This is a genomic window from Planktotalea sp. (assembly GCF_965659345.1).
GTDB lineage: Bacteria > Pseudomonadota > Alphaproteobacteria > Rhodobacterales > Rhodobacteraceae > Planktotalea.
This window is the reverse complement of record NZ_CBFHVK010000008.1, coordinates 163,031-185,402: the sequence shown is the minus strand read 5'-3', so window position 1 is coordinate 185,402 and position 22,372 is coordinate 163,031. Positions and strand designations below refer to the sequence as shown.

General features: G+C 52.5%; 24 protein-coding genes. 15 read left to right on the top strand and 9 right to left on the bottom strand.

Features of this window, described 5'->3' with window-relative positions; all coding sequences use genetic code 11:
• Nucleotides 1-397: 397 nt before the first annotated feature.
• Entirely contained in the window at nucleotides 398-763 is a 366-nt protein-coding gene (locus ACTG3Z_RS08650; RefSeq protein WP_439142569.1) for an Arm DNA-binding domain-containing protein, read from the top strand.
• Nucleotides 764-902: 139 nt separating this feature from the next.
• Here the strand turns inward: ACTG3Z_RS08650 and ACTG3Z_RS08645 are convergent, their stop codons facing one another.
• Genes ACTG3Z_RS08645 through ACTG3Z_RS08635 form a run of 3 tightly spaced genes read right to left on the bottom strand, consistent with a single transcriptional unit; the run spans nucleotide 903 to nucleotide 4,885 of the window.
• Nucleotides 903-1,688, bottom strand: coding sequence for a carnitinyl-CoA dehydratase (locus ACTG3Z_RS08645; RefSeq protein WP_439142568.1), 786 nt, complete (start codon nucleotides 1,686-1,688; stop codon nucleotides 903-905).
• Nucleotides 1,685-3,721 (bottom strand): acetate--CoA ligase family protein, encoded by a 2,037-nt coding sequence (locus ACTG3Z_RS08640; RefSeq protein WP_439142567.1) that lies wholly within the window; start codon nucleotides 3,719-3,721, stop codon nucleotides 1,685-1,687. Before ACTG3Z_RS08640 ends, ACTG3Z_RS08645 begins: the two co-directional genes overlap by 4 nt.
• A gap of 3 nt (nucleotides 3,722-3,724) precedes the next feature.
• On the bottom strand, nucleotides 3,725-4,885 hold the full coding sequence (locus ACTG3Z_RS08635) for an acyl-CoA dehydrogenase family protein (protein ID WP_439142578.1): 1,161 nt from the start codon (nucleotides 4,883-4,885) through the stop codon (nucleotides 3,725-3,727).
• 177 nt (nucleotides 4,886-5,062) lie between these two features.
• On the opposite strand from ACTG3Z_RS08635, the gene ACTG3Z_RS08630 reads away from it, so the two are divergent.
• The gene (locus ACTG3Z_RS08630; RefSeq protein ID WP_439142566.1) at nucleotides 5,063-6,055 is read left to right on the top strand and encodes a type I glyceraldehyde-3-phosphate dehydrogenase; all 993 of its coding nucleotides are present in this window, start codon (nucleotides 5,063-5,065) and stop codon (nucleotides 6,053-6,055) included.
• A gap of 8 nt (nucleotides 6,056-6,063) precedes the next feature.
• Nucleotides 6,064-6,858 carry a phytanoyl-CoA dioxygenase family protein gene (locus tag ACTG3Z_RS08625; RefSeq protein WP_439142565.1) on the top strand — a complete coding sequence of 265 codons (795 nt, stop codon included), beginning with the start codon at nucleotides 6,064-6,066 and terminating at the stop codon, nucleotides 6,856-6,858.
• 38 nt (nucleotides 6,859-6,896) lie between these two features.
• On the opposite strand, the gene gap (ACTG3Z_RS08620) is transcribed toward ACTG3Z_RS08625, so the two are convergent.
• The 5 genes from gap (ACTG3Z_RS08620) to tkt form a co-directional block, all read right to left on the bottom strand.
• Nucleotides 6,897-7,898, bottom strand: a complete 1,002-nt coding sequence (gap, locus tag ACTG3Z_RS08620; RefSeq protein ID WP_439142563.1) for a type I glyceraldehyde-3-phosphate dehydrogenase — start codon at nucleotides 7,896-7,898, stop codon at nucleotides 6,897-6,899.
• Between the two features lie 95 nt (nucleotides 7,899-7,993).
• Complete coding sequence (locus ACTG3Z_RS08615) at nucleotides 7,994-8,137, bottom strand: hypothetical protein (protein ID WP_439142562.1); 144 nt, start codon at nucleotides 8,135-8,137, stop codon at nucleotides 7,994-7,996.
• A 120-nt stretch (nucleotides 8,138-8,257) separates the two neighbouring features.
• Complete coding sequence (gap, locus tag ACTG3Z_RS08610) at nucleotides 8,258-9,262, bottom strand: type I glyceraldehyde-3-phosphate dehydrogenase (protein ID WP_439142560.1); 1,005 nt, start codon at nucleotides 9,260-9,262, stop codon at nucleotides 8,258-8,260.
• 294 nt (nucleotides 9,263-9,556) lie between these two features.
• Entirely contained in the window at nucleotides 9,557-10,663 is a 1,107-nt protein-coding gene (locus ACTG3Z_RS08605) for a THUMP domain-containing class I SAM-dependent RNA methyltransferase (protein WP_439142559.1), read from the bottom strand.
• Nucleotides 10,664-10,710: 47 nt separating this feature from the next.
• Nucleotides 10,711-12,732, bottom strand: a complete 2,022-nt coding sequence (gene tkt, locus ACTG3Z_RS08600; RefSeq protein ID WP_439142558.1) for a transketolase — start codon at nucleotides 12,730-12,732, stop codon at nucleotides 10,711-10,713.
• 214 nt (nucleotides 12,733-12,946) lie between these two features.
• Between tkt and ACTG3Z_RS08595 the strand changes: the two genes are divergently transcribed.
• The 9 genes from ACTG3Z_RS08595 (at nucleotide 12,947) to ACTG3Z_RS08555 (ending at nucleotide 19,766) form a co-directional block, all read left to right on the top strand.
• Nucleotides 12,947-13,555, top strand: a complete 609-nt coding sequence (locus ACTG3Z_RS08595) for a hypothetical protein (protein WP_439142557.1) — start codon at nucleotides 12,947-12,949, stop codon at nucleotides 13,553-13,555.
• Nucleotides 13,548-13,949 (top strand): cell division protein ZapA, encoded by a 402-nt coding sequence (locus tag ACTG3Z_RS08590; RefSeq protein ID WP_439142556.1) that lies wholly within the window; start codon nucleotides 13,548-13,550, stop codon nucleotides 13,947-13,949. Before ACTG3Z_RS08595 ends, ACTG3Z_RS08590 begins: the two co-directional genes overlap by 8 nt.
• Before the next feature lie 9 nt (nucleotides 13,950-13,958).
• Complete coding sequence (locus tag ACTG3Z_RS08585; protein WP_439142555.1) at nucleotides 13,959-14,288, top strand: Dabb family protein; 330 nt, start codon at nucleotides 13,959-13,961, stop codon at nucleotides 14,286-14,288.
• A gap of 163 nt (nucleotides 14,289-14,451) precedes the next feature.
• The gene (locus ACTG3Z_RS08580; protein WP_439142554.1) at nucleotides 14,452-15,183 is read left to right on the top strand and encodes a 50S ribosomal protein L21; all 732 of its coding nucleotides are present in this window, start codon (nucleotides 14,452-14,454) and stop codon (nucleotides 15,181-15,183) included.
• A 15-nt stretch (nucleotides 15,184-15,198) separates the two neighbouring features.
• Nucleotides 15,199-15,468: a 50S ribosomal protein L27 gene (gene rpmA, locus ACTG3Z_RS08575; protein WP_439142552.1), complete on the top strand. Its 270-nt coding sequence runs from the start codon at nucleotides 15,199-15,201 to the stop codon at nucleotides 15,466-15,468.
• Between the two features lie 192 nt (nucleotides 15,469-15,660).
• On the top strand, nucleotides 15,661-16,266 hold the full coding sequence (locus tag ACTG3Z_RS08570) for a LysE family translocator (protein ID WP_439142551.1): 606 nt from the start codon (nucleotides 15,661-15,663) through the stop codon (nucleotides 16,264-16,266).
• Between the two features lie 96 nt (nucleotides 16,267-16,362).
• Nucleotides 16,363-17,400, top strand: a complete 1,038-nt coding sequence (gene obgE / locus ACTG3Z_RS08565; protein ID WP_439142550.1) for a GTPase ObgE — start codon at nucleotides 16,363-16,365, stop codon at nucleotides 17,398-17,400.
• Nucleotides 17,388-18,488 (top strand): glutamate 5-kinase, encoded by a 1,101-nt coding sequence (proB, locus tag ACTG3Z_RS08560; protein WP_439142549.1) that lies wholly within the window; start codon nucleotides 17,388-17,390, stop codon nucleotides 18,486-18,488. Before obgE ends, proB begins: the two co-directional genes overlap by 13 nt.
• A gap of 12 nt (nucleotides 18,489-18,500) precedes the next feature.
• A complete protein-coding gene (locus ACTG3Z_RS08555) occupies nucleotides 18,501-19,766 on the top strand; it encodes a glutamate-5-semialdehyde dehydrogenase (RefSeq protein ID WP_439142548.1) in 1,266 nt (421 codons plus the stop codon).
• Here the strand turns inward: ACTG3Z_RS08555 and ACTG3Z_RS08550 are convergent.
• Complete coding sequence (locus tag ACTG3Z_RS08550) at nucleotides 19,763-20,389, bottom strand: histidine phosphotransferase family protein (RefSeq protein WP_439142547.1); 627 nt, start codon at nucleotides 20,387-20,389, stop codon at nucleotides 19,763-19,765. The genes ACTG3Z_RS08555 and ACTG3Z_RS08550 overlap by 4 nt on opposite strands.
• Nucleotides 20,390-20,430: 41 nt before the next feature.
• Here ACTG3Z_RS08550 and ACTG3Z_RS08545 point away from each other — a divergent pair, with 41 nt between their 5' ends.
• From ACTG3Z_RS08545 to ACTG3Z_RS08535, 3 genes are all read left to right on the top strand, one after another.
• On the top strand, nucleotides 20,431-20,616 hold the full coding sequence (locus tag ACTG3Z_RS08545; protein ID WP_439142546.1) for a DUF3553 domain-containing protein: 186 nt from the start codon (nucleotides 20,431-20,433) through the stop codon (nucleotides 20,614-20,616).
• Nucleotides 20,617-20,754: 138 nt separating this feature from the next.
• A complete protein-coding gene (locus ACTG3Z_RS08540; RefSeq protein WP_439142545.1) occupies nucleotides 20,755-21,522 on the top strand; it encodes a GNAT family N-acetyltransferase in 768 nt (255 codons plus the stop codon).
• Nucleotides 21,522-22,361: a lysophospholipid acyltransferase family protein gene (locus ACTG3Z_RS08535; protein WP_439142544.1), complete on the top strand. Its 840-nt coding sequence runs from the start codon at nucleotides 21,522-21,524 to the stop codon at nucleotides 22,359-22,361. The genes ACTG3Z_RS08540 and ACTG3Z_RS08535 overlap by 1 nt, the downstream gene beginning before the upstream one ends.
• The last annotated feature ends 11 nt before the right edge of the window (nucleotides 22,362-22,372 follow it).

Genomic DNA, 22,372 nt, shown 5'->3' with positions numbered 1-22,372 from the left:
AATAGGGTCATGAGAACCGCTGAGCGAGGGTAAGCACGTTTGTGAAAACCTGTGAGCTAGGCGACAACGGTTCACAACAACGGATGTGGAAGGGTAGGGCAGGCGCGAGAGGCAGGTAACTTCATATTCAGTAGGAGGTCATATTTGGTACTAGAAAATTTCCAGATATGGTACATAAACTGAAATAATGATTTTAAGAATTTTTAATGTTTACAAGATATTATTTGTATTTTATCATAACCTATGAGCCCGTGTGGGGGCACCATTTAACTCTTAGATATAGTTCACAAACATCTGTTAAGCCCTGTGTTACAAGGTTTGATTGAGATGATTTGTACTGCTGTTTTACAGTCTCTAGCACCGTACCCCCCAGATTAGGGGTATATTTGGCGGTAAGATGAAAACTTGGAAAAGAGCGTTCACCAGCACGCCTTTTCGCGTCATTCAGATTCGAAACATCAAATCACGTGATAAGCCCTACAACTTGCGTGACTTTGAAGGCCTGCTTGTTCTTTTCAAAATAATCGGATCAAGGTTCAGGCGCTTCAAATGTCGACCTGATGGCAAGGAAGGTTTGCTTGTCATTGGCGGCTATCCTGCGGTTAGTCTGGCTCGTGCCTGTAAAACGCACGACATAGCACAGGCCTTGCTGGCTGATGGCATTGATCCGAATGAAGCCAAGACAAGACCCTCATGTACGACAAACACAGTTAAAAACCGTACCGTATCGAGAGAATGCTCCGCAGGCTCAAAGATCGATTAAGCATCTCAACTCGCGATGACAGATCCCTAAGGAATTTCTCTCTGCAATTGCCTTCACAGCTGCCATGATCTTCTTGTTGTGAATCCTGACTCTAACTGCTTGCTATATTTTCAGCTTAAGCGCTCAACTCAGACGCTCGTTATCGTCCTTTCCAAACTGGATCACGCTTTTCCGCAAATGCTCTCGCGCCCTCCAGTTGATCTTCGGATGTGTAGAGAGTTTCCACAGTTTTAAACTGGCTTTTGGTGATCTTGTTGAGCGTGTCTTGAAACTTTTCATTCTCTGCTTCGCGTACAACTTCTTTGATCGCGGCATAGACAAGCGGGGGACCGGCTGCGAGCAGTTGGGCGAGTTTGCGGGCCTCCGACATCAATTCAGACGCTGTATATATGTGGTTAATCATACCCCAACGTGCCGCCTCATCTGCATCCAGCCAACGGCCAGTCAGCAACATTTCCATGGCGATATGGTAGGGGATCCGCTTGGGAAGCTTGATACTTGCCGCGTCAGCGACAGTGCCAGAGCGAATTTCCGGCAGTGCAAAACTCGCATGATCAGCAGCGAGAATGATATCTGCGCTCAGGGCGAGCTCCAATCCACCGCCGCAGCAAATCCCATTCACGGCAGCGATCACAGGTTTGTTTAGATGCGGGAGTTCTTGCAAACCACCAAAACCACCAACACCATAATCGCCGTCAACAGCGTCTCCATCTGCTGCGGCTTTGAGATCCCAACCGGGGCAGAAAAACTTATCTCCACCGCCTGTGATAATTGCCACACGCAAATCAGGATCATCTCGGAAGTCCCTGAATACTTGACCCATTATACGACTGGTTGCCAAATCAATTGCATTTGCTTTCGGCCGATCAAGCGTGACCTCAAGTACATGGCCATCGCGATGTGTTTTGACTGGGGTATCGCTCATTGTGCGTCTCCTTGGACGATAAGTGCGTCGACCGCGATTGCTTGGGTCGACGTACAAATCAATGGATTTATTTCAACTTCTTGCACCTGACCTTGATGCGCAATGACATAGTTTTGTACGGCATCGATTGCTTGCCAAAGAGCGTTGCGATCGATCGCTTGTGCGCCGCGATACCCGTCAAGAATTGGAGCGCAGCGCAAATTGTTCAGGGCTTTGGTGACGTCTGCTTCGGTGACGGGCAGAATAAGCGACATGGTGTCTTGCAACAGCTCGGTCAGTGTGCCGCCAGCGCCAAGTGTTAAAACGTATCCATGAGCTGGATCCAAGGTGACGGCAATGAGCAGTTCTGTAATCGGGTTTTCTATCATTTCTTCAAGAAGATACTCGGCGCAGTTCATAGTTTTTTGAGCGTCAATGACTTCTGCGAGGTTGGTTAATCCAACACGCACCGCGCCATTTTCAGATTTATGTGCGAGGCCAAGCCCTTTCAAAACCCACGGTTTTTGCAGCGAACCGTCTGCTTTTTGAAAGTCTTTAATCGAGCTGCCTTTGAGTGACTGTGGAATCCGTAATCCGAATTTCGCAAGCGCTGTTTTTGCCTCTGCTTCGCTGATTGTTGCTACGTTTTCAGGAGTTTGCGGCGCAAGGATTGGAATAGCGCTGGGTTCATCAATGCGCGCTAAAGCAATGGCGCGCAAAGCGGTATCCATGCCGTTAAAGGGGATCACATTTTCGCGGATCAACTGCTGTGCCATTGCTTCGGGCATTGTGTCTGGTAGTGACCCAACAATGCCAATAGGGGTATGCGCGTTTTTTCTGCACGCGATGATCGCCTCAAGCGCACATTCCCAATCTGAAATGTCGCAGCGGTCGGCGCGTGGAAAGTCCAAAACTACAAGGCCAATCTCGATATCAGTATCGAACAATGCGTCGAATGTTTGTTGCATCAGGTTTTTGTCAGGCCAGATATAAGTATGATAATCCAATGGGTTCGCAAGCGCGACCTTAGGGCCAAGGGTCGTGCGTAAGCGCGATATCTGCGTTCCGCTCAACTCTGGAAAGCGCAACCCGAATGCGCTGCCTAGATCGGCCATTAAACTCGCTTCTCCACCTGAACATGATGCTGATGCGATTTCGTGAGACGTTAAAGGGCCTGCAACGTGCCAAATTTTTAAAACTTCTAAAAATGTGCTTAAATCATCGACTTGAGCGCAGCCTAAGCGGTTAATCAATGCACTGGCACCCGTATGGTTTCCAGCAAGTGACGCCGTGTGTGAAACAGAGGCGAGTTGCGCTTGATCTGACTTGCCTACCTTTAGGATACAGATCGGCTTTTTTAGTTCACACGATAGATTAGATAACTTCTCTAATGATCTGATATTATTTATACCTTCAATATGAAGGCCAAGGCAGGTTACGCGCGGATCTTTCAATAATGCCATGCCAATTTCGCACAGATCAACCTGTGCTTGATTGCCCGCAGTGACGATGTAAGCGAGCGGTACCGCACGGTTCTGCATTGTTAAATTGATTGCAATGTTCGAGCTTTGCGTAATGATTGCAACACCGCTTTGAACGCGTTGGCAGCCATGTTGATCGGGCCAAAGTGCACATCCATCCAGGTAGTTAAGAAAGCCGTAACAATTTGGCCCTAAGAACGGCATATCCGCTGCTGCGTTCAGTAGCCTTGCTTGAAGGTCTGCCCCATCTTCGAGTTCGGCTGTTGCTTCTGCAAATCCGGACGCAAAACAAACAGCGCCTCCTGCGCGGCGCTCGGAAAGAGAGGTCAAAACGTCAATGCTTGCATTTCGATTAACGCCGATAAAGCTAGCGTCAGGCGCGTCGGGAAGGTCTTCGATGCTTGCGTAGGCTTTAAGGCCTTCAACAGTTGATTTGCTCGGATGTACAGGCCAGATCGCGCCATCAAAGCCAATCGTGTGACAGGTCTTGATAACATTGCGACACCAAGCGCCACCACCGATGACCGCTACGGACTTTGGTCTTAACAATCGCTCAAGTGACTTACGCGTCATGGATTATGCGCCAAGAGGGCGGAACAAGTCGCGACTGATGATATGGCGTTGGATTTCACTGGTACCATCCCAAATCCGCTCAACCCGCGCATCACGCCAGAAGCGTTCTATCGGGTAGTCATCCATAAGGCCCATACCGCCGTGAATTTGCAGCGTCGTATCGGTGACACGCGCCAACATTTCGGTGGCGTATAGCTTCGCGCTCGCAATTTCGCGGTTCGCGGGTAAGCCTTGATCAAGACGCCATGCCCCGGACAAGGTGAGCCAATCAGCGGCATCGATTTCAGTGACCATATCGGCGATTTGAAAGCTTACGCCTTGGAATTTGCTAATTTGTTGACCGAATTGCTTTCGCTCAGCAGCATAATTCAAAGCATATTCAAAACAACGACGCGCGCGTCCGACACTAAAGGCGGCGACAGTCAATCGGGTCGCATACAACCATTCATTCATCACGGCGAACCCACCATCGACTTCTCCCAAAACTTGCGCATCGGGAAGGCGGCAATCGGTGAAGTCCAGCACGTAATTCTTGTAGCCGCGGTGCGAGACTGATTTGTACCCCTCACGTGCTTCAAAGCCAGGTGTTCCGCGATCTACAAGAAATGCTGTGATCCGTTTTTTCGGCCCCTTAGGGGTTTGGTCTTCGCCAGTCGCTACAAAAACGATAAAGAAATCAGCGTGTTCGCCACCTGAAATGAAGTGTTTTGAACCATTAATAACCCAATCCCCGCCAGAGCGCACAGCACTGCATTTCATCCCGCGCACATCTGATCCAGCCTCAGGTTCTGTCATAGCGAGCGCGTCCATTTTTTCGCCGCGTACGGCAGGCAAAAGATAACGCTCACGCTGATCGCCTTCGCAGGCCATTAAGATATTCTGTGGCCGACCGAAGAAATGCGTAAGTGCCATAGAGCCGCGGCCAAGCTCACGTTCGACAAGTGTAAAATCAAGGTGGGACAGGCCTGCGCCGCCAACCTCTTCAGGAAAATTGCAGGCGTAAAAGCCCAAATCAACTACCTTTTGCTTTAGTGCTTCACCAAGTTCATGTGGCACTTGACCTGTTTGCTCAACCTCGGTTTCAAAAGGATAGATTTCATTTTCAACAAAACTACGGACCGTATCAACGATCATATTCTGTTCTTCGCTCAGGCCAAAATGCATGCTAACTTTCCGATTATTCACAACTCAGCGTCGCCTTAGTCGTTAGCGTGTTTCCTGTTCACGCGCGACATTGCACGACTGTTTGCGACGGACTTTGCCAAGTTGAGCCGAGCAAGGTGTTGAATTGGTACAATTGTTTGCTTGGAAACCTATGAGGTTTGCGGCAAACCTTTTGTCATGACACAAACAAAAACACGTATTGCACTTAATGGCTTTGGTCGCATTGGCCGCTCGATCTTGAGAATTCTCAGAGCGCAAGATCTTCCCTTTGAACTGGTCTTGGTCAACGACATTCAGTCGCTTGATGTTTGTGCCTATCTCTTTGAATATGATAGCGTTTTTGGGCGTTATAATGGCGTGGTCAAGCATTCTGATGGCATTTTGGAGCTCGACGGTGATACGATCCCGTTTCATCATGAGACTGATTTGAGCAAGCTTGATCTATCATCGGTTGATGTTGTGCTGGAATGCACTGGACTTGCGGGCAACCGTGCAATCGCGACCCGCGGATTGGATGCAGGGGCAAGATCGGTCCTGATTTCTGGACCGTCTGAGACGGCAGATAAGACCATTGTTATTGGCGCAAATGACGAAGAGCTCGGGCATGCCAACATCGTCTCAAACGCGTCTTGTACGACCAATGCGCTTGCGCCGTTGTTGCGTGTTCTAGATGAAGCCTATGGGGTCGAGAGCGGCCATATGACCACGATCCATTGTTATACTGGAAGTCAGCCAACCGTGGACAAACCGGGTGCTGACTTTGCGCGTAGCCGCGCTGCTGCATTATCGATGGTGCCGACGACCACAAGTGCGCAGCGTTTAACGGATGAGGTGTTGCCGCACTTGGCAGGGCGGATCGAAGCGCGCGCGATCAGAGTGCCGACCGCAAGTGTTTCCGCAATTGATTTAACAGTGCAAACGCGCGCCAGTGTGACGGCGCAAATGGTGCGGGATCATTTGAAATCGCAAGCTGCCAGTGGCGTGTTAGGCTGGACAGAGCAGCCGCTGGTGTCTTCTGATTTGCGCATGCGGCCGGAGTCGCTCGTGCTGGTGGGGCCAGAAATTTCGGTCTCTGTCGGTGGGTTGTTGCGCGTGTTTGGCTGGTACGACAATGAATGGGGTTTTTCCATGCGCATGCTCGAATTGGCGGAGCGTATGGCACAAAGATAGGACAGAATATGCATGCTTTGGTGACAGAAGAACTGGTTGAAAGCTATCAGCGCGACGGTGTTGTGCTGATCAAAGGGCTTTTTGCTAATCATGTGGAAACCCTGCGCAAAGGGGTTCAGCGTAACATAGATGAGCCGGGGCCGTATGCTGCGGAAAATCTTAAAGAAGGCGAGGGTGGCCGCTTTTTCGATGACTATTGCAATTGGTCGCGTATTGCGGAGTTTGAGGACGTCGCGCGCCACAGTGATGCCGCAGAAGTTGCTGCTGATTTGATGCGCTCAAAGACTGTGCAGCTTTTTCATGATCATGTGCTTGTGAAAGAGCCGGGAACGTCCAAGCCAACGCCGTGGCACACGGATGGGCCCTATTATTTCGTGCAAGGGCAGCAAACGGTGAGCTTTTGGTCCCCACTTGATCCTGTAACAGACGCATCTTTGCGCTGTGTCGCGGGGTCTCACCTATGGGAAAAACCAGTTTTGCCCACGCGGTGGTTGTCCGAGACAAGTTTTTATCCTGATGAGGATGCTTACATGCCAGTGCCTGATCCTGACGCTGAGGGTATGATTGTGCGCGAATACGAAATGGAGCCGGGGGACGCCGTGGCGTTCAATTATTCCATCTTACACGGGGCGCGGGGCAATGAAACAAGTCAGCGCAGGCGAGCATTTTCATTGCGTCTGTTAGGCGATGATGCGCGATATGTGGACCGCCCAGGGCCGACGTCTCCGCCGTTCCCGGGTCATGATATGGTGGCAGGTCAAAAGCTGCGCGAGGATTGGTTTCCAATCCTTTACAAGCGGTAGAGGTACGGCTTTTCAAAACCGTACCGCATCAGCAAGTTTTACAGGAATTTCGCCATCGCGACTGCGGTGTCGGCCATGCGGTTCGAAAAGCCCCATTCGTTGTCATACCAAGCGAGGATACGGCACATGTTGCCGTCCATTACCTTTGTTTGATCTGACGCGAAAATCGAGCTGTGCGGATCATGGTTGAAATCCATGGAAACGAGCTTGCGCTCATTGTATTCCAAGACGCCTTTTAGCGCTCCCTCGGCCACGTTTTTGATGGCTTGGTTGATCTCTTCAGCAGTCACATCGCGCGCTGTTTCAAAGGTCAGATCTACAGCGGAGACGTTTGGTGTGGGGACGCGGATGGCTACCCCGTCAAGTTTGCCTTCAAGTTCCGGCAAAACTAGGCCAACGGCTTTGGCAGCTCCTGTCGACGTGGGGATCATGCTCATCGCAGCAGCACGCGCGCGATAGAGATCTTTGTGCATCGTATCGAGCGTTGGCTGATCGCCTGTGTAGCTGTGAACCGTCGTCATAAAGCCGCGCTTGATGCCGAACGCGTTGTTGAGCGCATACGCCACAGGCGCGAGGCAGTTTGTGGTGCAAGAGGCGTTGGAGACGATCAGATCATCTGCCGTAAGCGTGTCACTATTCACGCCGTAAACGATTGTTTTGTCAGCCCCTTTAGACGGCGCAGAGACGAGAACGCGGCTTGCGCCGTTTTCCAAATGTACTTTGGCTTTTTCTTTGTCGGTAAAGACGCCCGTGCATTCCATGACAATATCAACATCAGCCCATGGCAGATCGGCGGGGTTGCGAATTGCCGTTACAGCAATCGGGCCACGACCGACGTCGATGGACGTGTCATCGTGCGTGACGGTTGCAGGAAAACGCCCATGAACACTATCGAATTGCAAAAGGTGTGCATTGGTTTCCACAGGGCCTAAGTCATTGATCGCAATGACTTCGATGTCTGTGCGGCCACTTTCAATGATCGCGCGCAAAATGTTGCGGCCGATACGACCAAATCCGTTGATTGCTACTTTTACTGCCATGTCCACATCCTCATCATTTGCAAGATCGACTAAGTTAGCGCTAACAATGACAAACCGAAGAAAAAGTCAAGAGCGGCAGCAAAGAACACTGCTGCTTAACGCCAGAAGGCGAGCCACTCGGTCATATCGGTGAATTTTTTGGCCAAGAAAATGATATTCGTTGAGCCTGTTAGGATAACATCAGCCACAATAGCGACGGTTATAAGTAACCCTAGAATGATCGCGAGTGTGTTAGACATTTAATGCTCTGCTTTCTTGCTTGTGTGCAAGATGCGTCAGTGCAGCGCTTTTGCCAAGCCACAAAACCCCAAGGTCGCATTTTGCGAAAAGGGGTAAGTGGCTTTGCAATTAGCATGAATTTATTGGTTCAAGCGCCCCAAAGTCGCAGCTACATCGGCCATACGCGCAGAGAAGCCCCATTCATTATCGTACCACGCAAGAACGCGCACTGTGCGGCCCCCGACAACCTTTGTTTGATCAGGTGCAAAGATGCTGCTGTGCGTTGTGTGATTGAAATCAACAGAAACCTTTGGTTCCGGATCATATGAAAGCACGGCACCCATGTGGCCTGCTGCGGCTTGTTCTACGATTGCATTGACCTCTTCAACAGTCACATCGCGTTTTGCTTCAAACGTGAGATCGACGGCAGAGACATTGGGTGTTGGGACGCGCATGGCTGTGCCGTCCAGTTTCCCTTTCAGATTTGGGAGCACTTCGCCCAGAGCTTTCGCAGCACCCGTCGAGGTCGGGATCATTGCCATCGCAGCTGCGCGCGCGCGGTAGAGGTCTGCATGACGACGATCGAGCATTGGCTGATCGCCCGTGTAGGAATGGATGGTGGTCATGATGCCGCGCTCGATGCCGATGCCCTCATCAAGAACCTTGGCAAGAGGGGCGAGACAATTGGTGGTGCAAGACCCGTTTGAAATCATCTTGTCGCCTTCGCGCATATCACGGTGGTTTACACCGAACACGATTGTGCGTTCCACATTCTTAGCAGGCGCGGAGATTAGCACGGCTTTTGCACCGCGCTCTAGGTGAACTTTGGCTTTGTCGCCATCGTTAAACTTGCCTGTACATTCAAGCACAACGTCGCAACCGGACCAATCAAGTTCGGACGGGTCGTAGGTTGAAAACATCTCCATCGGGCCACGGCCAAGATCCATCGTGTTGCCAGATACTTTGACGTCGCCGGGAAAGCGGCCATGCACACTGTCGTAGCGTAGCAAATGTGCACTGGTTTCAATCGGACCAGTTGCGTTGACCTTAACAACTTGAACATCATTGCGCGCTGCCTCGGCAATATATGCGAGTGTGGAGCGTCCGATGCGGCCAAAGCCGTTGATGCCAATTGTTACGGTCATGAAAGTCTCCTGAGTGCGCTCGTGTTAGGGCCTGTATAGCGAGCCGCTCAGACAGGGGCCAAAGGAAAAGCCGAATATTGGCAATGTGTTAGCGATAAACTTGGTCGGTTTGCACATGGTGGCGCTAACGTTTGGAGGTACGCAGTCTACGATTGCGATAACACGCGCGCGGTATCCCGAACTGTGATTCGTTGTAGAAAGTCTAGTTTTCCAATCATTTCATGATCGGACCGACTGGGGGCTCGCCCGCAGACCCCCAGAGTTTATTGGAAAAATGAAGGCTATCTGATGTGCTTATTTAAGTGCTGCAGTTTGATGCAAGCGCACCTTTAGTCCGCCGTGAGGAATAGGAGCGCTGGTTTCTGAAAAAGGTAGACCGCATGTGCGCGCGAGTGATGTGTCCGTTGTGATGATGGCAATGCGCCAGCCTGTAAAGCGGCTTTTGAGTGTGGTTCCGAGTGCGCCATAAAGCGCGAAAAGTTGTTTCTTGTCGCCAATGCGCGCGCCGTAGGGTGGGTTTAAAATCACAAGGCCCGGGGCACCAGTTGGGCGCTGAAGATCGCTGATGGAGGCATGGCTGAAATTGCATATATCCGAGATGCCAGCGCGTTTGGCGTTTCCGATGGCGTTGTCGATGGCACCGGCATTGCGATCTGAGCCGTAAAACTGCGGTGTCGCGCGTGTTTCAAGTGTCGTAGACCGCAGCTTTGCCCAGCGATCTGGCATAAAGGTTGCGAGGCGTTCAAACGCAAAGCTGCGTGAGCGACCGGGAAGAAGGCCTGTTGCGATCTCTGCGGCTTCAAGTGGAAAAGTCCCGGAGCCGCACATTGGATCGAGCACTGGTTCGTGACCTGTGTAGCTGCTTGCGCGCAAGAAAAGCGCGGCGAGTGTTTCACGCATAGGGGCTTTGCCAACCGCTTCTTTGTGGCCACGTTGGTGAAGTGGCGCTCCAGAGGTATCCACGGAGAAAGTGCACATGTTATCTTCGATCCGAAGCATTATCTTGATGGGATCGTCAGAGAGATCGGCGGCACCTAGACGTTCGCGCAAGGCTTTTTCGACCCGTTCTTTTGCGGCACCAGCGTGATAAATCTTCGACTTGCGCGTTGTTACATCAATGCGCACATCGCTGCCCTGAATCAACAGCTCCGCCCAGTCTAGCGAACGGGTCTGCTTTTCAAGTTGACTGAGGTTGAAGCTTCGGAAGTTAGCGAAACGCGCAAGCACTTTCGTGGCACCGCGTAAACACAGATTGGCGCGCATCACATTGGGCCAAAGGCCATAGAATGTGATGCCGCCAGCAGTCATTTGTGCACCTTTGAAACCGGCCTCCAGCGCTTCTGCGTGGAGGTAGGGTTCTAGTCCTGGCGGGCAGGCGCAGAAGATTTCAAAGGGTTTCATAAGGTGGCAAGGGTAGGGTGCGTGATATCACGCACCCTACATTTCGCTTAGAGGCCCAAAAGCTTTTTGACAGAAGCAACAGTCGCTTCAGGCGTGATTTCGAAATGGCTGTAAAGCTCATCCGCTGGGGCAGACGCACCAAAACCATGCATGCCGACAAAGGCTGATTTCTCACGCTTGCCACGCTCACCAAAGAGCCAACGATCCCAGCCAAAACGAATGCCCGCTTCAATCGCAACGCGCACAGGGCCACCTGGAAGAACGCGCTTGCGGTAGCTTTCGTCCTGCTCTTCAAACAGCTCCCAGCACGGCATGGAGACAACGCGTGTGCCAATGCCTTCTGCTTGCAGCAACTCACGCGCTTGCAGTGCAATTTCAACCTCGGAGCCAGTTGCCATCAAGATCGCCTGGCGTTTGCCCTCAGCATCAGCCAGAACATAACCTCCTTGGGCGGTCAGGTTCTTTGTTTTGTGCTCAAGTCGTACCGTAGGTAGGTTTTGGCGCGACAAGGCCAGAACGGATGGTGTTTCTTTGCTGCTTAACGCAACTTCCCAAGACTCGGCCGTTTCGACAGTATCTGCGGGACGGAACACATAGGTATTGGGCGTCGCGCGCGAAATTGCCAAATGCTCAATTGGTTGGTGTGTCGGGCCATCTTCGCCCAGACCGATGCTGTCATGTGTCATAACGAAAACAGTCGGGACTTTCATCAGAGCCGCCAAACGCATTGCAGGGCGTGCATAGTCGGTGAAGCACATGAATGTACCGCCGTAGGGGCGAATACCGCCGTGCAATGCCATGCCGTTCATCGCAGAGGACATGCCGTGCTCGCGGATACCCCAATATATGTAGCGGCCCGCGCGATTGTCCGTGTCGAACACGCCCATATCACCGGTCTTGGTGTTGTTGGATCCAGTAAGGTCCGCAGAGCCACCAACCGTTTCCTGCATGATCGGGTTAACAACCTGCAACGTCATTTCAGAGGACTTGCGCGTTGCCACTTTCGGTGCGCTCTCGCTCATTTGCTTTTTGAACGCTTTGATCGTTGCCGAAAGTTTCTTTGGCGCATCCAGTGCATAGGCGCGGTTAAACTCTGCCTGCTTATTGCCCGAAATAGATGCGAAACGCTCTTTCCATGCCGCGTGCTCGGAGGCGCCGCGTGATCCAATCGCTTCCCATGCGGATTTGATGTCTGCCGGCACTTCAAATGGACCTGACGTCCAACCGTAGAGTGCTTTGGCCTCTGCCATCTGTGCATCATCGGTCAAAGCGCCGTGGCCTTTGGATGTGTCCTGTGCCGCGTGACCCAGAGCGATATGTGTCTTGCACGCGATCATCGACGGTTTCTTGGACTTCTTTGCTGCACTCAAAGCGGCATCGATTTCTTCGGGGTTATGGCCGTCAATCTCTTGAACATGCCAGCCGGACGCTTTGAAACGCATGACTTGATCTGTGCGATCAGAAAGCTCAACAGTGCCGTCGATGGTGATGTTGTTGTTGTCCCAAAGCACGATCAGCTTGCCAAGCTCATGACGCCCCGCAAGACCGATGGCCTCTTGCGACACACCTTCCATCAAGCAGCCATCGCCAGCGATAACATACGTGTTGTGATCGACGATTTTTTTGCCGTAGCGCGCGCGCTGGATTTCTTCGGCCATCGCGAAACCGACAGAATTGGCAATGCCTTGCCCCAATGGGCCTGTCGTAGTCTCAATCGCATCGGCAAGAAAGTTTTCGGGGTGACCCGCTGTAAGCGCACCCTTTTGACGGAAGTTTTTGATCTGATCCAAAGTGATTTGCGCATCGCCCACAAGATAGAGCAAGGAGTAAAGCAGCATAGAGCCGTGACCTGCAGAGAGGATGAAGCGATCGCGGTCGGCCCAAAGTGGCACGCTTGCGTCAAACTTCATGTGCTTTTCAAAGAGCACAGTCGCGACATCCGCCATGCCCATCGGCATCCCAGAGTGGCCAGAATTGGCGGCGTGGATTGCGTCCAAAGTCAGCGCGCGGATGGCGGCTGCTTTGTTCCAGTGATCAGGGTTGGCGGAGCGGAGAGCTGCAATATCCAAAAGGGTCGTCCTTTGTGAGAGGCGGAGTAAGTTTGCGCGTTGCATACCAAGCTAGGGGCAAAGATCAAGCGCGCCTCTTAAGTGATTGGCATGAAAGGGGGGAGTATTTTGCAAAAGCATTGGCTAAAGTTGTAAAAAGCCGCGCACTCAAGCGATTCGCCTGAACCTATTGTTGGTGCGTGGCGGTAAAAAGAAGCAGACGAGGGAGAGCACGATGAGCGATATCACCGAGCTCGAGCGCCGTATCACAGCGGCGCTGGATCGAATTGGGACTGGGTTGGATGGTTTGGAGGCCCCTGCGCCTGCGGGCCCAGATCCTGCCGAAATGCAAAATTCGTTGGACATTGCCGCGGCGCGCGTTGAGGAACTCGAAAAAGAGCTTAGCGATCTCAAAGCTGCATCAGCCGATATGGATGCACTGAAACAGTCGCTGAGCGATGAGAAGTTGGCGAATGCCCAGCTTGAGGAACGCATGAAAAGCGTGCGCGACACGGCGGATCGTCATGCCTCCGCAATGGATATTCAAGCGCTTGAGCAGCAAAAGGCCACCGCAAAGCTTGACAGTGATCTGCAACGCTTGCGTCGCGCCGCTGAAGATTTGCGCGCCTCCAATCTTAGCTTGCGCAATGCGATGCAAGACGGGTTGAGTGAGCCGCACCTTATTAACAAAGCAATGCTTGCCGAGCTTGAAACACTGCGGGCAACACGCGCGGTGGAAATGGCGCAAGCCGATGCTGTTCTCGCGGCCCTTGATCCACTGGTAAAACGCGCAGCCCAAGAGGCTGCGAAATCTGCTGATGAAGAGGAGGGCTCTGATGCCTGAGGTCACGATTTCCATCGGTGGGCGCAATTTCGAAGTGTCATGCCAAGAGGGGGAAGAGAGTTATCTACACTCTGCCGCAAAAATGCTCGATACCGAAGCACAGGCGCTTGCAAGTCAGATTGGGCGTATTCCAGAACCGCGTATGTTGCTTATGGCAGGTTTGATGCTTGCGGATAAAACGGCAGCAATGGAAGACAAAGTAAGCAGCGTTGAAGAACAGCTAAGTGCGGTCCAAGCCGAACTCACCGCCTTGCAGAATAAACCAGCACCGGCACCGGAGCGTGTAGAAGTGCCAGTTGTGCCGCCACAGGTCACAGACACGCTTGCTGAAATCGCGGCACGCACGGAATCGATTGCGGCGGCGATAGAGGACAAGAGCCGCGCTGCGGACTAAAGCGCGCTGATGATCCTGCACTCAGTTTATTGCAACCTGCGTAGCGGTGTTCAGAGCAATGCAGTCACTGCGGTTTTTCAAGAACTGGACACGCTGTGCAAGCGTATCGATGGGGTGCTTTCCTTTGAGCACGGACCGAATAGGGATTTTGAAGCGAAATCGCCGCAATTTGCAGTTGGCTTCGTCATTCGTTTCACAGATCGCCATGCGCTAGAACAGTATGCCGAGCATCCAATCCACAAAGAACTGGGCGCTCAGCTTTGTACGCTTTGCGTTGGCGGGGCGGATGGGATCATGGTCTTTGATCTTGAGGTGGAGGCAGCCCAAGCAAACGCTTGACACTGAAACCCCAAGCCCGCATAAGCCGCGAACCTGCACGGGGATTCCCGTTTGGGTGCTATAGTAATGACGCACAGGATGTGCGCGCTGTTTACGGGTGAGGGCAACCTCGCAAACGCCGCCTAGCGGGACCCCAAAGACGCGGGATAACAAGGAAGACGACATGTTCGCGGTAATGAAAACCGGCGGCAAGCAATACAAAGTACAGTCGGGCGATATGCTCCGGGTGGAAAAGCTGGCTGCAGATGCGGGTGAAACCGTACAATTCAACGAAATTCTGATGCTGGGCGGCGACAAGACTGTCGTAGGCGCACCTATGGTTAACGGCGCTGCTGTTCAGGCCGAGGTCGTGGACCAGATCAAAGGCGAAAAAGTTATCAATTTCGTCAAGCGCCGTCGTAAGCACGGCTCCCAGCGCACTAAGGGTCACCGTCAAAAGCTGACTTTGGTACGTATTGGTGACATCCTTGCGTCCGGTGGTGACAAGTCTGGTGTTAAAGCAGCTGTTGGCGCAGGTTCTGTTGCAGGTGTGGCTGTTGCCGCAGTCGCAGCGAAGGCCGCTCCGAAAAAAGCCGCAGCGCCTAAGAAAGAAGCACCTGCAAAGAAAGCCGCTGCTCCTAAAGCAGAGGCGGCTCCAGCAGCTGAGGTTGCAGGCGTAGAGCCAACGAACCTTTTGAAAGAAGCACGCGGCGGTCAGCCTGATGATCTGAAAAAGATCAGCGGCGTTGGCCCAAAGCTCGAAGGTGTATTGCACGAAATCGGTGTTTTCCACTTCGACCAAATCGCAGCATGGGGCCCAGCAGAGATCTCCTATATGGATGATCGTCTGTCTTTCAAAGGCCGCATCGAACGTGACGACTGGATTGCGCAAGCAACTCAGTTCGCAGCAGAATAAGAGGAGCACGACCCCATGGCACATAAAAAAGCAGGTGGTTCATCCCGTAACGGTCGCGACTCAGCTGGTCGCCGCCTCGGTGTAAAACTCTACGGTGGCCAAGCGGCGATCGCAGGAAATATCATCATTCGTCAGCGTGGCACAAAGTTCTGGCCAGGCGAGGGCGTTGGCCTTGGTAAAGATCACACGATCTTTGCTGTGACTGACGGCGCGGTTAAGTTCCACAAGGGCCTTAAAGGCCGCACGTTTGTTTCGGTTCTCCCAGTGGCGGAGGCCGCTGAATAAGCCGTTTCTGAATACGTAAGACATTCAAGGGATCGGCGGAAACGTCGGTCCCTTTTTCTATTTTAGATCACCTAAAGCGATGGAGCAGTGTCGTATGCGAGAGTTAATATATCTTCGTGCAGCACGTGATGCTTCTGGCTTAACCATCAGATTACAAAGAAATAATTCACAACAGCGACGTGGTGCTATCTGATGTCAGTCGCAGCAGGAGCTTTCCTCATTTTCGCCGCCTCGCAAGTGGGCACGCCCGGGCCTGCGAATATGGCGCTAATGGCCACAGGTGCGCGCTATGGCTTTAAGGCTGCGCTGCCTTTTGTGGCTGGCGTCGCTTTGGGAAAGCAGCTCATAATTTGGCCCATCGGGTTTGGCCTGATGGAGATCATCGCAGCGGTGCCGTTGCTCTTTAACGCGCTCAAATATATCTCTGCGGCCTATATCATTTGGCTCGCTTGGAAGGTGGCTAATCTGCGCCTTAATACTGATCAAAGTGCTGCCAAAGCGCCCGGTTTTGCTGCTGGTCTGATTGTACATCCGCTTAACCCGAAAGCTTGGGCGATGATTGTGGGGGGCTTCACGGCCTTTGTCGAGCCTGGCACATCGACGCTTTATGCGACTGCGGTTATCGCGGCTTGTTTGCTTGCGTGTCAGATCGTCTTGCACCCGATTTGGACATTTGCTGGTCACAAGATCGCGCAAACTGTCGCTGGCACGCGTGCTGAAGCTTATTTGATGTGGACACTTGCAGCGCTCACTGTGGCATCCGTCCTGTTTGTTTTGTTCGGAGGAGCGAAAGTATGAATAATCTTAGCGCGACGCCACAGTTCCTATATGGACCTATTTGCGCAAGTTGAACTTAGGGCGTAAACCGCCTTTGAATTTGTAGAAAGCACTGACATGAAATTCCTCGATCTTGCCAAAGTCTATATTCGCTCCGGCGGCGGTGGCGGCGGGGCTGTAAGCTTTCGACGTGAAAAATTCATCGAATACGGTGGCCCAAATGGGGGCGATGGCGGCGGCGGCGGCTCGGTCTGGGTCGAAACAGTCGATGGTCTCAACACGTTGATCGACTTTCGCTACCAGCAGCACTTCTTTGCCAAAAGCGGCCAGCCTGGAATGGGGCAGGGGCGCACGGGCAAGGACGGCGACGATATTATTTTGCGCGTTCCTGTAGGCACAGAAGTTCTGGATGAAGATCAAGAGACGGTCATCGCGGATATGACTGAGCTGGGTCAACGGGTGTTGATCGCCAAGGGCGGTAATGGTGGATTTGGAAACCTGCATTTCAAATCCTCAACCAACCAAGCGCCACGCCGTGCAAATCCGGGTCAAGAAGGGGTTGAGCGCACGATTTGGCTGCGTCTGAAACTGATCGCTGATGTAGGTTTGTTGGGTTTGCCCAACGCAGGTAAATCGACATTTCTGGCGGCCACTTCAAACGCACGTCCGAAGATTGCGGACTATCCGTTTACCACATTGCATCCGAATTTGGGTGTCGTTGGTGTCGATGGTATCGAATTTGTCGTCGCAGATATTCCGGGACTGATTGAGGGTGCGCATGAGGGTATTGGCCTTGGTGTGCGCTTTCTTGGCCACGTTGAGCGATGTGCCGTCTTGTTGCATCTTGTGGATGGGACGTCTGAAACGGTGGCGGAAGATTACAATACCATCATTGGTGAGCTTGAGGCTTATGGCGGCGATCTTGCGTTTAAGAACCGTGTCACTGTGTTGAACAAAGTTGACGCACTTGATGACGATGCATGCGCAGCTGCGAAAGCCGCGTTGGAAGAGGCGTGCGGCGGGCCGGTCATGGAGATGTCAGGGGCTGCGAAGCTTGGCACAACTGACGTCTTGCGCGCCCTGCGTGTGCAGATTGATGATGACCGATTGCGCGCCCAAATTGGTGAGCAAGAGGATGTGCCGTGGCAACCCTAAGCGACGCCAAACGCATTGTTATCAAGATTGGTTCCGCACTTTTGGTCGAGAACGGCACCTTGCGTGCGGCGTGGTTACAAGGCTTGGCGCAGGACGTCGCAATGTTGCGCGCGCGTGGTTGTGACGTTGTTTTAGTGTCTTCGGGCTCTATCGCTTTGGGGCGCGGCGCGCTGAAGTTGCCAAACACTGCGCTGCCCTTAGAGCAAAGCCAAGCGGCTGCTGCGGTCGGCCAGATCAGGCTTGCCCGCGCCTATGAGGAAGTTTTAGCCCCGTTTGGAATAACTGCGGCGCAAGTGCTTGTTACGCTTGAGGACAGCGCCAATCGGCGGCGCTATTTGAACACAAGAGCAACGCTTGAACAGCTTTTGGGCCTCGGTGCCGTACCAATTGTGAACGAGAACGATACTGTTGCTACAGATGAAATTCGCTTTGGCGACAATGATCGCTTGGCGGCGCAGGTGGCTGTGACGATAGGGGCGGACCGGCTTGTTTTGCTCTCTGATGTGGATGGGCTTTATACGGCGAACCCTTCGCTTGATCCCTCAGCGCAACATATCGCTGAGGTCGAGCTGATCTCTCCTGAGATCGAAGATATGGCTGGTGATGCGACCTCTTCCTTGTCCAAAGGTGGCATGAAAACCAAAGTGATGGCAGCGAAAACCGCGACGCTTGCGGGGTGCGCAATGGCGATTACGGAAGGGTCTGTTTTACGGCCCATTACCGCTTTGGAAAATGGCGCGAACGCAACTTGGTTCAAAGCGCAGCTTGATCCACATGCTGCACGCAAGGCTTGGATTTTCGCGATGAAACCGCAAGGTGTCGTGCGTCTTGATGGGGGGGCTGCTAAAGCCTTGGCCTCTGGGAAAAGCTTATTGCCTGCAGGGGTGACCGATGTCAGCGGTGTGTTCGATCGCGGCGATAGCGTTGCAATCGAAGGACCCGACGGGCATGTTTTGGGCTATGGGTTGAGCCGGTACAGCAGTACAGAGGCGTGCGCGATCAAAGGGCATCAAAGCGGTGAGATTGAAGAATTGCTTGGCTATGCCGGGCGTGCAGCCCTTATTCACAGAGATGATATGGCGCTATAGATGGAGGCCGATATGAAAGATTTTGATAGCATTCCGGCCTTGATGGCTGACATAGGTGCCCGTGCAAAAGCAGCATCGTTGGAGCTTGCCAGCGCGAGCGCGGAGCGAAAGCATGCAGCCTTGATTGGTGCCGCACAAGCGGTTTGGGCGACACGTGACGCGATCATTAAAGCGAACAAGCTCGATCTGGAATATGGTCGCGACAAAGGTTTGTCTGATGCGATGATGGACCGCTTGATGCTCGATGAGGATCGTATTCAGGGCATTGTCGATGGCTTGCGTGCGGTTGCCGAACAAAAAGATCCTGTCGGTGAAGAGCTTGCGCAATGGGATATGCCATCTGGTCTTAACATACGCCGTGTGCGCACGCCTTTGGGTGTGATTGGCGTGATTTACGAAAGCCGTCCAAATGTGACGGCGGATGCGGGGGCTTTGTGCCTTAAGTCCGGCAATGCAGTCATTTTGCGCGGCGGATCAGAGAGCTTTCACAGCTCTGCTGCGATTCATGCCGCGATGGTGGACGGTGCAGTAAAAGCAGGATTACCCGCTGATAGTATTCAGCTTGTGCCAACCCGTGATCGCGCGGCAGTTCAAGAAATGCTGACGATGACGAATGCGATTGATGTGATTGTGCCGCGTGGTGGCAAGGGACTTGTTGGACTGGTGCAGCGCGAAGCACGTGTTCCTGTTTTCGCGCATCTTGAAGGGATCGTGCATATCTATGTCGATGTTGCCGCTGATCCGATCAAAACGCTTGATGTGGTCTTGAACGCAAAGACGCGGCGCACTGGCATTTGCGGGTCTGCTGAATGTCTTTTGATTCACAAAGACGCGCTCGACACGCTTGGGCAAGGTGTTTTGAAAGCCTTGATAGATGCGGGTGTCGAAGTTCGCGCAGAGGGTGCTTTGGCTGAAATCGCAGGTACGCACAAAGCGAGTGCAGATGATTTTGGCCACGAGTTTCTCGATATGATCATAGCCGCAAAAGTGGTGGACGATGTAGACGATGCGATTGCGCATATTCGCAAGCATGGGTCGAACCACACGGATTGTATCATGACCGAGGACGATCAAAGTGCAGCAAAGTTCTTTGCTGAGTTGGATAGCGCAATCTTGATGCGCAATGCGTCGACGCAGTTTGCGGACGGGGGAGAGTTTGGAATGGGTGCCGAGATTGGTATCGCAACGGGCAAAATGCACGCTCGCGGTCCGGTGGGTGCAGCTCAATTGACCAGCTTTAAGTATCTAGTGATCGGCGACGGTACAACGCGTGCTTAAACGGTGAGAACCACTTTGGTATCATCTTGAGTATAGCGCACATGTCGTCCTATTGCGTGCGCATGCATTGGCAGTAGGACAAATTGGACATGTGCAGGAACGACTGTGTCATGAGCGCAGTCGTTTCGCATTTCGCGCTGAGCCGCGTGTTTTTCAAACGTGGCCCAAAGATCAGGGTCAAGGTTGATACGGTCTGCTTCCAACGTGAGTTGCCATCTGTCTTGCGCTCGCTCAATAGTCACCTGCCCGCCGTAGGGCAGGGCTTGTTCGGCGCACTGTATCGCAAGGAAGGCCAGCTGCACTTCACTGCGTGTCATATCTTCGTTCGGCATCCAATTGAGAAACAGTCGCGAATCTCGTGTGATATCGCGTAACAGCAATGTCACTTCGGAGCGGCCCATAAGCTGCGTTTCGCTAGGGGCTCCAAATGCGATCCGAAAAAAACGGATGCGCGCATTCGCAGCTTCCACGCTTTGCGAGATCAATGCCATTTCAGGGCTTGGGGGCGTTCCGGACATGGACAAAAGTTCCATCCCGTTGTTTATCGCGCCAATAGGGCTAATTAGATCATGGCAGATCCGCGATCCGACCAAGGCCGAAAAATGTAGGTTTTGTTCACCCATTGTGGATATCCTTTAATGAAGTGCCAAAAGGTTGAACGAAGATGACAGACTTGAACGCGTTTCTTGAGCCAGGCATGATTGTACGCCACCCGAATGAGACTGAGTGGGGCCTCGGGCAGGTGCAATCCGTCATCGATGGTCGGATCACCGTGAATTTCCGTGAGATGGGCAAAGTGGTCATTGATGGCTCTCGAATAGCGCTTGTGCCTGTCTTTGATGGGGCGTGAACGTTAATTATTCGTGAATCAACTATAGGTTGAATTTTGGGTCAATCAAGACCGTCTTGGTGTTTTGCTTGAACTCATGGTGCGCTTTACCTAAATCTCTGCACAATTGCGCAGGTCAGCGCGAAGGAACCCGCGTTCATGCCAAGCCTAGAGTTCGACGTTATTTTTGCGCGCACGCCGGAAGAGCGTCGTGCAGTGCAAGCGCTTCGTTACGATGTTTTTGTAACGGAACTTGGCGGTGATGGGCCAATGATCGATCATGTAAACGGGTTGGAAATGGATCAGTTTGATCCGTTTAGTATGTATCTGATGCTCCTTGATCGAACCCGTGGAGACGATATTTCCCAACAGCTGGTCGGCGCTTATCGTTTGATGGATCAAAGCGGGGCCACGCGCGCGGGTGGTTTTTACTCAGCAAAAGAGTTTGATCTGACACCGCTCACGTCAGTTCCGATAAAGCTGTTAGAATTGGGGCGGTCTTGTTTGCATATTGAGTATCGTGGCGGGACAGCGATGTATCATTTATGGTCTGCTTTGGCGCGATATGTTTTCGAGCAGCGCATTGACATCCTCTTTGGCGTTGCGAGTTTTCAGGGCACAGACAGCACACAGCTGGAGGCACCTTTGCGCCTGCTACATGATCGTCATCTCGCACCTGAGGATTTGCGACCAATTGCCCAAGACCCTTCTATTGTGCCTTTGGACCAGCAAGGCGGACAGATTGATCGTAAATCTGCGATGACGCAAATACCTGCGTTGATCAAAGCGTATTTGCGACTTGGCGGGTATATCGGGCAAGGTGCCTATCTAGATCATGCGTTTAACACAACAGACGTATGTTTGGTTCTCGACGTTGCACAGATTAGCGAAAAGCAGCGTAAACTCTACCTTATGGAACGCACGTGATGGCAGATGTTTGGAAACCGAATGAGGATGACCATGTCGATTTGAGCCAGATTGGCACGATGGGATGGTTGCGTTTTGCGCTTCGTGCGATCCCGATTGTTATGTTGATCTTGATGTGTCTCACAGTGCTTTTAGTCCTGCGTTTGATCGAACGCCCCTTGTTTGGCCTTGGCAGACCGATGACGCCTTATGTCACGCAATTTGTCTGTCGGAGTGCGTTTCTAATTATGGGGATGTCGTTTAGCGTAAAGGGCATGCATATGACGCAGCGGGGTGCTGTGGTGGCCAATCATAGCTCTTGGTTGGACATCTTTGCACTGAATGCGGCGAAACGCGTGTATTTCGTTTCCAAATCCGAAGTTGCTAGCTGGCCGGGGATTGGAGCGCTCGCCAAAGCCACGGGGACCGTTTTCATCGAACGTAACCCGCGTAAAGCAAAAGCGCAAAAAGAGGTGTTCGAGGCCCGTTTGAAAGCGGGACACAAGCTTTTGTTCTTTCCAGAAGGCACGTCGACGGATGGCTTACGTGTTTTGCCGTTTAAATCGACCTTGTTTGCCGCATTCTTTGCACCGGACTTAAAAGAAATTTTGTGGGTGCAACCGGTTACGGTGAATTATCACGCCCCGAACGGCGAAGAAAAACGTTTTTATGGTTGGTGGGGCGACATGGATTTTTTTCCACATCTGATCAAGACCTTAGCAGTGCACAAAGCTGGGCGGGTTGAGGTGGTGTATCACCCGCCGCTGCGTGTTTTGGATGCGCAAGACCGCAAATCACTGGCTTTGGATTGCGAACGCGCCGTGCGGCGCGCCCACCATATTGCAGGATTAGAGGACTGAAAGACGCACGA